12 protein-coding genes, 1 tRNA gene and 1 pseudogene are annotated in these 14,243 nt (G+C 66.4%); 7 read left to right on the top strand and 7 right to left on the bottom strand.

Annotation, left to right across the window (positions count from 1 at the left end; genetic code table 11):
• Positions 1-94: 94 nt before the first annotated feature.
• Positions 95-170, top strand: a tRNA-Ile gene (locus C4S70_RS11080).
• Between the two features lie 155 nt (positions 171-325).
• On the opposite strand, the gene C4S70_RS11075 is transcribed toward C4S70_RS11080, so the two are convergent.
• Positions 326-523, bottom strand: coding sequence for a hypothetical protein (locus C4S70_RS11075; RefSeq protein ID WP_146064207.1), 198 nt, complete (start codon positions 521-523; stop codon positions 326-328).
• Between C4S70_RS11075 and C4S70_RS18510 the strand changes: the two genes are divergently transcribed.
• Positions 522-935, top strand: coding sequence for a hypothetical protein (locus C4S70_RS18510; RefSeq protein WP_146064206.1), 414 nt, complete (start codon positions 522-524; stop codon positions 933-935). The genes C4S70_RS11075 and C4S70_RS18510 overlap by 2 nt on opposite strands.
• Here the strand turns inward: C4S70_RS18510 and C4S70_RS11070 are convergent.
• The 5 genes and pseudogenes from C4S70_RS11070 to C4S70_RS11050 form a co-directional block, all read right to left on the bottom strand.
• Positions 910-1,187, bottom strand: a pseudogene (locus tag C4S70_RS11070) (RuBisCO large subunit C-terminal-like domain-containing protein); the annotation flags it as partial. The gene C4S70_RS18510 and the pseudogene C4S70_RS11070 overlap by 26 nt on opposite strands.
• Positions 1,188-1,311: 124 nt before the next feature.
• A complete protein-coding gene (locus tag C4S70_RS11065; RefSeq protein ID WP_104008171.1) occupies positions 1,312-2,682 on the bottom strand; it encodes a DNA-packaging protein in 1,371 nt (456 codons plus the stop codon).
• Entirely contained in the window at positions 2,591-2,935 is a 345-nt protein-coding gene (locus tag C4S70_RS11060; RefSeq protein ID WP_104008252.1) for a hypothetical protein, read from the bottom strand. Before C4S70_RS11060 ends, C4S70_RS11065 begins: the two co-directional genes overlap by 92 nt.
• Positions 2,936-3,171: 236 nt before the next feature.
• Positions 3,172-6,633: a transcription-repair coupling factor gene (mfd, locus tag C4S70_RS11055; RefSeq protein WP_104008170.1), complete on the bottom strand. Its 3,462-nt coding sequence runs from the start codon at positions 6,631-6,633 to the stop codon at positions 3,172-3,174.
• A gap of 21 nt (positions 6,634-6,654) precedes the next feature.
• Positions 6,655-7,179: a component of SufBCD complex gene (locus C4S70_RS11050; protein WP_104008169.1), complete on the bottom strand. Its 525-nt coding sequence runs from the start codon at positions 7,177-7,179 to the stop codon at positions 6,655-6,657.
• 140 nt (positions 7,180-7,319) lie between these two features.
• Here C4S70_RS11050 and hemB point away from each other — a divergent pair, with 140 nt between their 5' ends.
• From hemB to C4S70_RS11030, 4 genes are all read left to right on the top strand, one after another.
• Positions 7,320-8,318 carry a porphobilinogen synthase gene (hemB, locus tag C4S70_RS11045; RefSeq protein ID WP_104008168.1) on the top strand — a complete coding sequence of 333 codons (999 nt, stop codon included), beginning with the start codon at positions 7,320-7,322 and terminating at the stop codon, positions 8,316-8,318.
• 132 nt (positions 8,319-8,450) lie between these two features.
• Complete coding sequence (locus C4S70_RS11040) at positions 8,451-9,023, top strand: lipid-binding SYLF domain-containing protein (RefSeq protein ID WP_104008167.1); 573 nt, start codon at positions 8,451-8,453, stop codon at positions 9,021-9,023.
• Between the two features lie 276 nt (positions 9,024-9,299).
• A complete protein-coding gene (locus C4S70_RS11035; protein WP_104008166.1) occupies positions 9,300-11,765 on the top strand; it encodes a penicillin acylase family protein in 2,466 nt (821 codons plus the stop codon).
• 210 nt (positions 11,766-11,975) lie between these two features.
• Entirely contained in the window at positions 11,976-12,167 is a 192-nt protein-coding gene (locus C4S70_RS11030; RefSeq protein WP_104008165.1) for a CTP synthetase, read from the top strand.
• Positions 12,168-12,236: 69 nt separating this feature from the next.
• Here C4S70_RS11030 and C4S70_RS11025 read toward each other — a convergent pair whose 3' ends face one another.
• The gene (locus C4S70_RS11025; protein WP_104008164.1) at positions 12,237-13,346 is read right to left on the bottom strand and encodes a pyridoxal phosphate-dependent aminotransferase; all 1,110 of its coding nucleotides are present in this window, start codon (positions 13,344-13,346) and stop codon (positions 12,237-12,239) included.
• A 109-nt stretch (positions 13,347-13,455) separates the two neighbouring features.
• Here C4S70_RS11025 and C4S70_RS11020 point away from each other — a divergent pair, with 109 nt between their 5' ends.
• Positions 13,456-14,241, top strand: coding sequence for a crotonase/enoyl-CoA hydratase family protein (locus C4S70_RS11020; protein ID WP_104008163.1), 786 nt, complete (start codon positions 13,456-13,458; stop codon positions 14,239-14,241).
• Positions 14,242-14,243: the final 2 nt, after the last annotated feature.

Below are 14,243 nucleotides of genomic sequence, written 5' to 3'. Positions count from 1 at the left end.
CTGGCTGTCGGTTGCCGGCGGGTTAAGCCATTGCGGCCCGCCTTGCAATGTCTCACTTGACGCGGCCCCCCAACGTGATACCCAGAGCTGCGGCGGGCCCGTAGCTCAACGGTTAGAGCAGAGCGCTCATAACGCTTTGGTTGCAGGTTCGAATCCTGCCGGGCCTACCAGAATTTCGGATCGGGGCCACCGGAGTTCCGGACGAGGCGTGAAATGGGCCGGCGGCGCGCGCAGGGGCGGTCCGACACGCCGCGCAAGGTTGCCGACAAGTTCCGCGTGATGAACGGCGCTTTCCTGCCGCGGCCTCGGCGACCGGCCGGACGCTTCAACCGGTGAGGCGCGCGTAAAGCTGCGGCAGGCGCTCGACGCGCTCCAACACCTGCACGTTGCGTGCGCCGAAGATGCGTCGGGCATAGGCATCGGCCGCGGGATCGAGCGTCAGGCAGAAGGGGATCATGCCTTGCCGCTTTGCCGTATCGACCGCGTGGCGGGCGTCGTGGCGCAGGTAGAAGGGATCTCGCATGTCGATATCCGCCGGCTCGCCATCGGTCAGCACCAGAAGCAGCCGGCGCGAGGCGCTCGTCCTCGGGCGCGCTTTCGGGATCGATCAGCGCACGGGCGATGCGGTCGAATTGTTCGGCCATGCCGGGGCCGGTCGCCACGTGGAACCGCGCCCGGAAGGGGCGCAGCTGGGGGAAGCGGTGGATGGCGCGTTCCTCGGCGCGGGCATCCTCGATCAGGCCGACGCAGGCCAGTTCCAGCGCGGTGAATTCCTCGGCGCGAATGGGCGCGGTGAGCGCGTCGGGATGCGCCGCCAGATGCGCCGCCTGCGCGCGGTAGAGGTCGAGCCCCGGGATGCCGTGCCAGTCGTCCAGCGCATCGGGCAGACGCAGCATGAACTCGGCGGCAGCCGAGCGCAAGGTAGTCCGACATGATGATCGGCGCGCCAGTTCCTTGCCGAACTCAGCGCGCTTGAACATTCCCTCCACCGTCGGCGCGGTGACGTTCATGTAGTGGCCCTTCTTCTCGCCAGTCTCGGCAACGGTCTTGTCGATCGCCTCCTGGTAGAACAGGAAGCGGTCGCGCCCGCGCATGAAGGGCTGCGAGTTGACGTTCTCGTCGCCCTTGGTGAAGTCGAGCCCGCCGCGCAGACGCTCATACACCGCGCGCCCATAGTTCTTGGCCGAAAACCGCGCATACCTGCCCCCGGCCCGAACATCGGCAAAAGCTCGCCCTTGCCCGAATCCTGCTTCTTTCTGGTTTCAAATACCCATTTGCACGCCCTCATCAGCCCGATCCACCGCTGGCCGTTCACAAGACCCGGACCCGCGGCCGCCGCCAGGCCGCCGCCGGCGCGATCACCAGCTCGTGCAAGGCCCAGACCAACGCATCTACCCTGTCCGGGGATCCAGACCCTTCGAAACCATGCGCCGTCATCTGGGACATCTGCTCTTCCAGCAGATCCAGCTCGGGCAGATGCCGCACACGCCCCTGTTCGTAGAGAGCCGCCACCGGCTCTGCCCGAGCAGCCTTTCCTCGCGTCGCCCTCACGGCGCGGAACGGCACCAGCGGATTCACCTGCCGCAAGACCTCCTCCACCAGCTGTCCCCCCTGGTTCACCTCGGCAACCAGCCGCTCGGCCCCGAATTCATCCATCGCAGCCACCGCCGCCCGGGCCCATCCCGAAGGCCCCACCCCCTGCACCGTCCTGTCCGCCAGAACCCATGCCAGCCAGTCCTGGGGTGGCCCCTTCATCTGCACGCCGGCCACAACGATTCCGCATTCATCGGCCCCCGCGCCGCCGCTCACGGACGGATCCATCGCAACAACCACACGATCCAGCGCCGGCGCCTGCGTCGCGCGGCACCTGTCCAGCATTTCGCCGGTCCATAATGCACCTTCGGCATCTGCCAACAGGACCCCGTCCAGTTCCTGACGGCCAAGCCGCGTGCCCGCATAACGGGCCCTGACCTCCTCCAGAAAGGACTGCGCCAGATTCGCCCGGTTCGCTTCGGTCGGCGCATGCGTCACCATCGTGGACGGCGCCCCCAACAGCCGCTTGAGCACCCCCACGTTGCGCGGCGTCGTCGTCACGCAGACGCGCGGGCGGTCACCCAGCCGCAGCGCAAACTGCAGCATGTCCCAAGCCTCGGCCGCCCGCTTCCATTTGGCCAGCTCATCCGCCCAGGCCGCGTCGAACTGCGGGCCCCGCAACGCTTCGGGATCCTGCGCGGAAAACGCCTGCGCTTCGGCTCCGTTCGGCCAGATCAGCCGCCGCTCAGTCGCCTTCCATACCGGCCGCCGGTCGGGAGGCGAACAGGCCAGGATCCCGCTGTCGCCCATCACCATCACGTCGCGCACCTGGTCATAGGTCTCGCCCAGCAGCGCCACCCGCCGGCACCGCCCCGCATCCAGCGGCTTCGCCCCCTCGACCTGGGCCCGCACCCATTCCGCCCCGGCCCGCGTCTTGCCCGCGCCGCGCCCGCCCAGGATGACCCAGGACCGCCAGTCTCCCTCGGGCGGCAACTGATGCTCGTGCGCCCAGAACTCGAACAGAAAAGGGAGGGCCAGAAGCCCCCCCTCCCCGATGTCACTCAGAAACCGCTCGCGAATCTCCGCAGGCGCGGAGGCGAGCCAGCCGGCACCCGATCTCAAGCCGAGCCCGGTCCAGGTCGAGCGCATAGCCTCCCCGGACGATTCCCGCCTGTCTTTCTCGTTGTTCGACAAAGCACTCCTCCACTTTCTGGCAGGACCGGATCAGGCGCACCGCCTGCTCGACCTGCCTGCTTCCTTCCGCGAGGGCCGCATCTTCCCCCGCCTCGATCTGCCGCTTCAGGGCTTCGGCCATCTGTCGCAGCTCCCGCACCGAGTCCTCGAGCGACCGAAGCAGATCGGCCGTCCGTGAAACCCGCTCTTCCGGGGTCACCAAAGTCATGTGTCGTGATACACCTCATGCGTGAGTGATCTCCGCACGAGAGAAACGGCAAACGGCCCGGGGGGAGACGCCCCGGGCCGTTTACCCACTTCTTCCAGCATGACACAACCTATACGGGAAATTGCGCGCCATGTCAAGTTCTTTTGCAACGGAACCGCAACGGACCGGCGAACGCCCCCCGCCGGCCTGCGCTGCATTGGAGGCAAGACGCGCGGCGGACGGCGGCCCTCGCCGGCTCAGGACTTCTGCCTGGCCTTCTTCTTGGCCGCCGCGACCTTTTGCGCCAGATCGCTCGCGATCGCATAGGCGCCCTTGATCTTGTCGCTGTCGCGGCGCCAGTCGCGGCGGATGACGATCTTGTTGTCCTTGACCTTGGCCAACCCGTTCTGTGCCTGGATGAATTCCACCAGTCCTTCGGGCGAGGCGAACTTGTCGTTGTGGAACTGGATCGTCGCGCCCTTGGGTCCACCATCCAGCCGCGCGATCCCGGCGCGTTTGCACATGTCCTTGATCCGCACCACCAGCAGCAGCGTGTTGACCTCCTTCGGCAGTTTGCCGAAACGGTCGATCAGCTCGGCGGCAAAGCCTTCCAGCTCGACCTTGGTGTGCAGCGCCGATAGGCGGCGGTAAAGCCCAAGCCGCACGTCCAGATCGGGCACGTAAGTTTCGGGGATCAGCACCGGCACGCCCAGATTGATCTGCGGCGCCCACTGGTCGTCGGCCTCGGTCAGCCCCTCCAGCTCGCCCGCCTTGATCTTGGCGATCGCCTCTTCCAGCATGGATTGATAGAGTTCATAGCCCACGTCCCGCATCTGACCCGACTGTTCCTCGCCCAGCAGGTTGCCCGCACCGCGAATGTCCAGATCCTGTGACGCGAGCGTAAAGCCCGCCCCGAGCGTATCGAGACTGCCCAGTACACGCAGGCGCTTTTCGGCCGCGGGCGTCAGGGGGATGCGCGGGCGGGTAGTGAGATAGGCATAGGCGCGCGTCTTGGACCGGCCCACCCGGCCGCGGATCTGGTAGAGCTGCGCCAGCCCGAACATGTCCGCGCGGTGAATGATCATCGTGTTGGCCCGCGGAATGTCCAGCCCCGATTCCACGATGGTCGTGGCCAGCAGCACGTCGTATTTGCCGTCGTAAAAGGCATTCATCCGGTCGTCGAGCTCGCCCGCCGCCATCTGCCCGTGCGCCACGACATAAGACACTTCGGGCACCTGTTCGCGCAGGAACGTCTCGATCTCGGCCAGGTCCGAAATACGCGGCACGACATAGAAGCTCTGCCCGCCCCGGTAATGTTCCCGCAGCAGCGCCTCGCGGATCGTCACGGCGTCTAATTCGCTGACATAGGTGCGGATCGACAGCCGGTCCACCGGCGGGGTGCCGATGATGGACAGATCCCGCACCCCCGACAGCGACAGCTGCAGCGTGCGCGGAATCGGGGTGGCGGTCAGCGTCAATACATGCACGTCCGAACGCAACTGCTTCAGCCGTTCCTTGTGGGCGACGCCGAAATGCTGTTCCTCGTCCACGATCAAAAGGCCCAGATTGGCGAACCGGATCCCCTTGGCCAACAGCGCGTGGGTGCCGATCACGATGTCCACCGAACCGTCGGCCAGCCCCTTGCGGGTCTCGCGCGCCTCCCCCGCCGAGACGAAGCGCGACAATTGCCGCACATTGACCGGAAAGCCGCGGAAGCGTTCGGCGAAGCTCGCGTAATGCTGCCGCGCCAGCAGCGTGGTCGGCGCGATCACCGCCACCTGCACCCCGGACATGGCGGCAACGAAGGCCGCACGCATCGCCACCTCGGTCTTGCCGAACCCCACGTCGCCGCAGACCAGCCGATCCATCGGCGTGCCGCTGGACAGATCGTCCAGCACGTCCGCGATCGCCCGCAACTGGTCATCGGTTTCCTGATAGGGAAACCGGGCGCAGAAGCTTTCCCACGCGTGATGCTCGGGCTCCAGTACCGGCGCCTTGCGCAGCGCGCGTTCGGCGGCGACCCGGATCAACCGGTCGGCCATCTCGCGGATGCGCTGCTTGAGTTTGGCCTTCTTCGCCTGCCAGGCGCCGCCGCCGAGCCGGTCCAGCAGCCCCTCTTCGTGGCCGTATTTCGACAGCAGCTCGATATTTTCCACCGGCAGATAGAGCCGCGCGCCCTCGGCGTATTCCAGGCTCAGGCATTCATGGGCCGCGCCGGCGGCTGTGATGACCTCGAGCCCGTGATACCGGCCGATCCCGTGATCCACATGCACCACTAGGTCGCCGGGGCTGAGCGACTGGTGTTCGGTCAGGAAGTTCTCGGCCCGGCGGCGCTTCTTGGGGGCGCGGATCAGCCGGTCGCCCAGCACATCCTGTTCGGCAATCACCGTCATGTCGGGGGTTTCGAACCCGTGCTCCAGCGCCCACACCGCCAGGTGCAGGCCGCGCTTGCCGATGCCGGTGGCGTCGCGGATGTGGATGGTTTCGACCAGACCCTCGTCCTCAATCAGTCCCGACAACCGGTCGCGCGCGCCTTCGGAATAGGACGCGATGACCACCGGCCCCTGCTCCATCTTCGCGCGAATATGATCCGCCAGAGAACTGAAAAGATGGACGTTTTCCTGTTGGCGCTCGGGCGCGAAATTGCGACCGATCCGGCCGCCCGCATCGATCACGCCGGGACCCGAGGCCTGCGGCAACGGGTGGAACTGCATCACCCGGCGGCCCTCGATCGCCTGCCGCCACGCGTCGTCGTCCAGATACAGCAAACCCGGCGGCACCGGCTTGTAGATGGTATCCATTCGGTTCTTCTGCTGCATCGCATGGACACGGGTTTCATACTGGTCGGCGATGCTCTCCCATCGGGCCAGCCGCGCGGGCGTCACCTGATCGTCCAAGGTAACCGTGGCCTGAGGCAGGTAATCGAACAGGGTTTCGAGCCGGTCGTGGAAAAAGGGCAGCCAGTGCTCCACCCCCTGATGCTTGCGCCCCGCGCTGACCGCTTCGTAGAGCGGATCGTCGCTGCCGGCCGCGCCGAACTCGATCCGGTAGTTCTGGCGGAAACGAAGGATCGCAGGCTCGTCCAGGATGACCTCGGAAACGGGGGCAAGTTCCAACACCTCGAGCCGCTCGGTGGTGCGCTGGGTCGCGGGGTCGAACCGGCGCGCGCCGTCGAGGATGTCGCCGAACAGGTCCAACCGCACCGGGCCGGCCGCGCCGGGCGGGTAGATGTCGATGATGCCGCCGCGGATCGCATAGTCTCCGGGCTCGGTCACGGTCGGGGCCTGAACGAACCCCATGCGGACCAGAAAGGCGCGCAGCGCTTCTTCGTCGATGCGCTGGCCCACGCGGGCGGTAAAGGCGGCCTCGCGCAGCACCTCCCGTGCCGGGACGCGCTGGGTGGCGGCGTTCAGCGTCGTGAGCAGGACGAACCGTTGCGGCATCTGATGCACCAGCGCGGCCAGCGTCGCCATCCGCGCGGCCGACACTTCGGGGTTCGGAGAGACCCGGTCATAGGGCAGGCAATCCCAGCCCGGAAACAGGAACACCGGCATGTCGGGCGCAAAGAAGGCCAGCGCCGCGCGCATCGCCTCGGCCCGCTTGTCGTCGCGGGCGACATGCAGGACCGGGGCGCCGCTGCGCTCGATCTCGTTCAGGATCAGCCGTGCGTCAAACCCTTCGGGCGCGCCGCCGACGGTGATCGTTTCCACTCCGCTCATGGCAGTTCCTTGCCGACGGGTTCAGCCCAGCACGCCGACCGTCTGGTTCACATACATCCCCCAAAGGGAAGTGACGAAGATCGACACCATGCCGATCATCTGGGTATAGAGCCTGCAGCGCGTCAACCTCTTGCGCAGCAATTCCCCGGACGCGCCCTCGCTTTCGATCAGCCGCGCGGTCGAGATGTTGAGCAAGCCCACCAGCGACATCGGAAAGGCGATCAGGAACACGGCCTGGGCGAATTCCACACGGTAGAAGAACCCCAGCATCGCCAGCACCGTCAGCAGGAACGACCCCAGCCCCAGCAGCCACAGCCCCGAAACGCGCGCGATATAAAGGATCCGGCGCACGTTGATCCAGGCGATCGCTTCCAGATCCTCTTCGGCCTGGCCGCCTGCCTTGCGCGCGCGGTGCACCATGTCGAAAGGCACCCCCAGCACCCAGTGGCTGGCCGAGGACCACGTCACCGCCAGTGCGATCCAGTACCAGAGATTGGAAAAGGACCGCAGGTCGATCAGTTCGAATATCGAGGAATACCAGTCCAACTGCCTGCCTTCCGCCTGTGCTCGCGTTCTGTGCCCATGCGCCGCTGCCGCGTCATCCGCACCCGCGCGGCCATCGATCCCCTTGCGGGTGGATGGCTTTCCATGCCACCCAGTGACCGATTGTTCAAGGAGTCCGTCAGATGAAACCGACCGTCGCCCCCTTCCCCGCCGCCCGGCTGCGCCGCACCCGCCAGTCTCCTGCGATCCGGGCATTGGTGCGCGAAAACAGCCTGTCCGTGGACGACCTGATCTGGCCGGTCTTCGTCCGCGACGGCCGCGGTGAAGAGGAACCCGTGCCGTCCATGCCGGGCGTGATGCGTCGCAGCGTGGACCTGATCGCCAAGGCTGCGCGCGAGGCCGCGGATCTGGGCATTCCGGCGATCTGCATCTTTCCATACACGCCGATGGAGCAGCGCACCGAAGATTGCGCGATGGCCTGGGATCCCGACAACCTGTCGAACCAGGCGATCCGGGCGATCAAGGATGCGGTGCCGGAAATCGCCGTGATGACCGATGTGGCGTTGGATCCCTACAACATCAACGGCCATGACGGCTTCGTGGTGGATGGCGAGATCGTCAATGACCGCACCGTCGAGGCGCTGGTGAAGATGACGCTGGCCCAGGCCGAGGCGGGCGCCGACATCATCGGCCCCAGCGACATGATGGATGGCCGGATCGGCGCGATGCGGCGAGCACTGGAGGCGGAAGGCCATCACAAAGTGATGATCCTGAGCTATTCGGCCAAATATGCCAGTTCCTTCTATGGCCCGTTCCGAGACGCGGTCGGCGCCTCGGCGGCCCTCAAGGGCGACAAGAAAACCTATCAGATGGATCCGGCCAACAGCGACGAGGCGTTGCGCCTGATCGAACGCGACCTGATGGAGGGTGCTGACATGGTGATGGTCAAGCCCGGCATGCCCTACCTGGATGTATGCCGGCGGGTGAAGGACACCTTCGGCGTGCCCACTTATGCCTATCAGGTCAGCGGCGAATACGCGATGCTGCAGGCGGCGGCGCAGAACGGGTGGCTCGACGGGGAAAAGGTGATGCTGGAAAGCCTTCTGTCCTTCAAGCGGGCGGGCTGCGACGGGATCCTGACCTATTTTGCCCCGGCGGCGGCCAAACTTTTGAACGGGTGATCCGCCGAAAAACCGGCGGCATCCCGCCGAACCGGATCCCTTTGCCGCGTGACAGGGCCTTGGCTTTCCCGTATATCTCGTGCCAAGGTCGGCTCAACCGGCCAGATACGGTAAAAGACGGGCAGAAACCAGATGAACAAACCTCTCTCCACAGGGCTCAGCCGCCGTGCCTTTGCGCTCAGCGCCGTCTCTGCGCTGGGTCTGACGGCCTGCGGCAACGGTGTCGGCAGCAACAATGCCGCCAAGATCGATGCGCGCGTGGACGTCACGCTGCAGCAGATGTTCGACATGTATCCCAATACGCGCGAATTGGCGGACAAGGCCGCGGGCCTGCTGGTGATGCCGGTGATGACCGAGGCGGCGTTCGGTCTGGGCGGTGCCTATGGGCGCGGCGCGTTGCGGGTGGACGGAGTGACGGTCGATTACTACTCGGCGGTCAAGGGCAGCGCGGGCTTTCAGCTGGGCGCGCAGCAATACGCCCATGTTCTGTTTTTCATGACCCAGGACGCGCTGGCCGACTTCCGTCGTTCGTCCGGCTGGGCGCTTGGCGCGGATGCGGTCTATGTGCTCAAGGATCAGGGCGACTCGGTGTCGGCGGACACCAACACGCTGACGTCGCCGATCATCGCAGCCGTGTTCGGGCAGGCAGGGCTGTATGCCGGCGCCTCGCTGGAAGGGGCGAAATACACCCGTATCATACCCTGACGCGCACAGGATCCGGTGGCCTGGACCGCGGTCGCAACGCTGCAAACAGTCCCGGCCTGGACGCAACACGAATTGCGTTGCTTCTGGCAAAGCGATGCGAGGGGCGCCGCCCCTCGCGCTCCCCGGAGTATTTTCGGCAAGATGAAGGGCGGGAACCGGTTGCCGCCGCGTCCGCAGGCGGTTCCATCGTCCCGGAACCTGGTCTAGGCTGCAGCGCGGGCCGGGCGCGGGACGGCTGCGGATAAACGGCTGCGGACAATCGGGATCGAGGGGCGCATGAGACTTCTATTCCGCTGGCTCTTTCGTATCGCCAGCGCTTTGGTTGCACTGGTCGCGGCGAGCGTGCTTCTGGCCTATTACTTTGCCGCGCAATCCTTGCCCGATTACGATCAGACCCTGCAGGTATCCGGGATCTCGGCACCGGTCGAGATCATCCGCGACCAGTCGGCTGTGCCGCATATCCTAGGCCAGACCGACGAAGACGTGTTCTTTGGGCTGGGCTACGCCCATGCGCAGGATCGGCTGTGGCAGATGACGATCATGCGCCGCACCGCGCAGGGGCGGCTGTCCGAAGTGTTCGGAAACCGCACGCTGACGATCGACAAGCTGCTGCGGCGGCTGGATTTTTACCGCCTCGCACAGGAATCGGTCGCGGCGCAATCGCCGGCGGCGCAGGCCGCGCTGCGCGCCTATGCGGCAGGGGTCAACGCGCGGCTGAAGGAAATCAACGACGAAGCGCTGGGGCGCGGCGCGCCCGAGATGTTCCTGTTCGACGCCCCCGTCGCCCCTTGGCAGCCGGCGGATTCGCTTGCGCTCATCAAGCTGATGGCGCTGCAGCTGTCGGGGCATTTGGAAGACGAAGTGCTGCGGGCGCGAACGATGCTGACGCTGGACGACCCGGCGCGCGTTGCCGACATCCTGCCCGACGCGCCGGGTCAGGGCATCGCCGCACTGCCGGAATATGCCGATCTGTTCCCCGGCGTGAAGCGATACGCCGCCGGCACACCCGCGCCCGAAGACCCGCTCTGGCCGTTTCCACGCCGCGGGCTGGCCGGGGCCTCGAACGCCTGGGCCGCCGCGCCGTCCCGGTCGGCGTCGGGCGGGACGCTTCTGGCCAATGACCCGCATCTGGGACTGACCGCGCCGTCGATCTGGTATCTGGCCCGGCTGGAGTTGAGTTCGGGCGGCGTGATCGGCGGCACCATTCCCGGCATCCCGGCGGTCCTGGCCGGGCGCAGCGCCGATCTGGGCTGGGGGGTGACGTCGTCCTATCTGGACGATCAGGATGTCCATATCGAGAAGCTGAACCCCCAGAACCCCGAGGAATACCTCACCCCGGACGGTTACAAGCGGTTCGAGACGCGCCCCTCGATCATCGAAATCAAGGGCGCGGCGCCGGTCACGCTGACCCTGCGCTGGACCGAGAACGGCCCGGTCCTGCCCGGCACGCTTTACAACCTTGCCACGATCACGCCGCCGGGCCATGTCGCCTCTCTGTCCTGGACGGCGCTGAGCGATGCCGACACGACCTATACCGCCGCCTACAACATGATGCGGGCCAAATCGGTGCCCGAGGCGCTGGAGGCGGCAAAGGATTACGTCGCACCCTCGCAGAACCTGACCGTGGCGGATCACCGCTCGATCGCGCTCAAGACGGTGGGCGCGATGCCCCGACGCGACCCGCGTCATCAGACGCAGGGCCGAATGCCCAGCCCGGGCTGGCGCCCCGAAAACCGCTGGCTGGGGATCCTGCCCTATGCCGCCAATCCCGAATTCGTCGATCCGCGCGGCGGCATTGTCGGCAACACCAACAACAAGATCGTGGAACGCCCGTTTCCCAACCATGTCTCGTATCTCTGGGGCGACACGCAGCGCATCCATCGCTGGCAAAAGCTGATGCAGGAACGCCGCGTGCATACCCGCGACAGCTTTGTCGAGGCGCAGCTGGATCGGGTGAGCTTCTCGGCCCGGACCCTGCTGCCGCTGGTGGGGGCGGATCTGTGGTTCACCGGCAACGCCGCGCCCGAAGGCACGCCCGAACGGCAGCGCCAGATTGCGCTGACCCTGCTGGCCGAATGGAACGGCGAGATGAACGAACATCTGCCGGAACCGCTGATCTATGCCGCCTGGATGCGGTTTCTGCAAAAGCGCCTGATCGAGGACGATCTCGGGCCGCTGGCCGATGAATTCACGCGGATGCAGCCGTTGTTCATCGAGCGGGTCTTTCGCGACATCGACGGCGCCAGCGCCTGGTGCGACATCCGGCAGAGCGCGCCAAGGGAAACCTGCACCGAAATCGCGCGGCTGGCGCTGGACGAAGCGCTGGTCTGGATCGGCGAGAAATACGGGACCGATCTGGCCACGCTGCGCTGGGGCGACGCCCATCAGGCAACGCATGATCACCCGACGCTGGGAAAGGTGCCCGTGCTGCGGTATTTCATCAACATCCACCAGTCCACCAGCGGCGGCGACAATACCCTGCAGCGGGGACGGACCTCGGGCGAAGATCCCGACCCGTTCCGAAACGTCCATGCAGGGGCCTATCGCGGCGTCTACGACTTCGCGGACCCCGACAGTTCGGTGTTCATCATCTCGACCGGACAGTCCGGGCATTTCTTGTCGCGCCACTACGATGACCTGGCGCAGCTGTGGCGGCGAGGGGAGTATATCCCGATGTCCCTGGACCTGGATCTAGCGCGCGCCGCCGCAGATGGCGTGACCCGCCTGATCCCGGCGCGCTAGGCGGGACAGTTCGGAACCGATCCATCACGCGCAATTGCGCGTGGCCCGACCGACCGGCGCGGTCGATGTGCCGAGCGCCGCGCCCGCCGCGCTCCCGCCCGCCGACGGTTTCGGGATCACAGACCAAAAGTGGCAATTTGATCTGCCGCAAGGCATGCACGGCCAAGCCATCATATTCACAAAGAAAGATTCTTGAACGGAGGCCAAACGATGATTCCCTTGGCTCTTTTGATCTTCATTTTCCTGGGTGTGACGCTGGCGGGGTCGGCAATGGTGGTGGCGCTGACGCTCGGCTACACCACCGCGCAACCCTTGATCATCGCGGCCGCCGCCGGATTTCTCGTCGCGATTCCAGCCTCGTGGGTTGCCGCGAAGCGGATCAATAACGCCAAGAGAGGCTGAACCCAAACGCCGGTCGGCGGCGCCCCGCGCCGGTGGGCGCGCCGCGGCCCTCGCCGGGTCTTGGCGCCCTCATCGAGCCTGCGCTTCGGCCAGCGCGCCCGGCAGAGCCTCGGCAAAGGCAGCCATGTCGGCCTCGCGCCCGCAACTGACGCGGATACAGCGGTTCTGGGGCGCGGCGAAGGGCATCCGCACGAAGATCCCGCGCGCGATCAGGCCGTCCACCACGGCACGCGCGAATTCTCCGTCGCGGCCGCAATCCATGGTCACGAAATTCGTGGCCGAGGCCAGCGGCACAAGCCCGTTGTCGCGGGCAATCTGCGACAGCCGCTCGCGCGAGGCGGCGATCTGCTCCTGCACATGCGCAAGCCAGTCCCGATCGGCCAGCGCGGCCAGCGCGCCGGCCTGGGAAATCCGGCTCATCCCGAAATGGTTGCGCACCTTGTTGAAGGCCGAAATCAGGTCCGGCGCGCCCAGCGCATAGCCCACGCGCGCGCCGGCCATGCCATAGACCTTGGAAAAGGTGCGCATCCGCACCACGCGCGGGTCGTCGATCTCCACCGGCGCGGCGGAGCCTTCGGGGGCGCATTCGACATAGGCCTCGTCCAGCACCAGCAGCGTGCCATCGGGCAGCGCGTCCATCGCCCGAACGATCGCCTCACCCGAATGCCAGCTGCCCATCGGGTTGTCGGGGTTGGCAAGATAGACCAGCTTGGCGTCCACCTCGACCGCCCTGGCGAATAGCGCCTGCGGATCTTCGAGATCATCTCGGTACGGGACGGTGTGGATCTCTCCGCCATAGCCCGTGACGTGGTAGTTGAAGGTGGGATAGGCCCCCAGCGACGTCACCACCCGGTCCCCCGGCCCCACCATGAGCCGCACCAGATAGCCCAGCAACCCGTCGATGCCTTCGCCCACCATCACGTTTTCGGGGCGCACCCCGTGATGGGCGGCCAGCGCGTGCCGCAGGTCGTGGTTTTCGGGATCGCCATACATCCACACATCCGCTGCCGCGCGCGCCATGGCTTCGACCGCCCTGGGCGAAGGACCGAAGACGCTTTCATTCGCGCCGATGCGGGCGCGGAACGGCGCGCCGCGCTGGCGTTCCTGCGTTTCGGGGCCGACAAAGGGCACGGTGGCGGGCAGGCTGGCGGCGAGCGGGGTATAGCGTGGTGTCGTCATAGGCGCAGATAAGCCCAAGCCGGGGACGGCGGCAAGTGCCCCCACGTTCCGCTGGAACGGAGCGGGCGTGGCCGGGTAACGTGCCCGCAAACGTCAAGGGAGGCCCCGCATGGCACGCGTATCCGTCAAGTTCGACAACCACATCGCCCGCGTCACCCTGACCCGGCCGGACAAGATGAACGCGCTGGACCGCGACATGGTTCAGGCGATCCTCGCCGCTGGCGAGGAGGTCGCGGCCACGGACGCCCGCGTGGTGGTGCTGTCGGGCGAAGGCAAGAGCTTCTGCGCGGGGCTGGACATCGCCAGCTTCGCGGCGATGGGGGGCGGCATGAACGCCGCCGACTGGCTGCTGGAGCGCACCCACGAGGACGCCAACGAGATGCAGGAACTGGCGATGCTGTGGCGCCGCCTGCCGATCCCGGTGATCGCGGCTCTGCACGGGGCGGTCTATGGCGGCGGGCTGCAGATCGCGCTGGGGGCCGATATCCGCATCGCGCGCCCCGACGCAAAACTTGCGGTGATGGAGATGAAATGGGGCATCGTGCCCGACATGGGCGGGATGGTCCTGCTGCCGAAACTGGTGCGGTCGGACGTGCTTCGGCTGCTGACCTACACCGCGGCCCCGATCGACGGCGAACAGGCAGAACGCTGGGGGCTGGTGACGCGGCTGGCCGAGGATCCGCTGGCCGCGGCGATGGATCTGGCGAATCAGATCGCGGGCAAGGGTCCGAACGCGATCCGTGCTGCCAAGCGGCTGATCGGGCTGGCCGAACGCGCCGATCAGGCCGAGGTGCTGATGGCCGAATCCCGCGAACAGGTGGATCTGATCGGCAAGCCCGAGCAGATGGAGGTGATCGCCGCGCAAATGCAGGGCCGCAAGCCGGTCTTCAAATAGGC

The organism is Jhaorihella thermophila (genome assembly GCF_900108275.1).
GTDB lineage: Bacteria > Pseudomonadota > Alphaproteobacteria > Rhodobacterales > Rhodobacteraceae > Jhaorihella > Jhaorihella thermophila.
The sequence above is the reverse complement of the archived record's forward strand: the minus strand, read 5'-3'. Positions and strand labels throughout refer to the sequence as shown.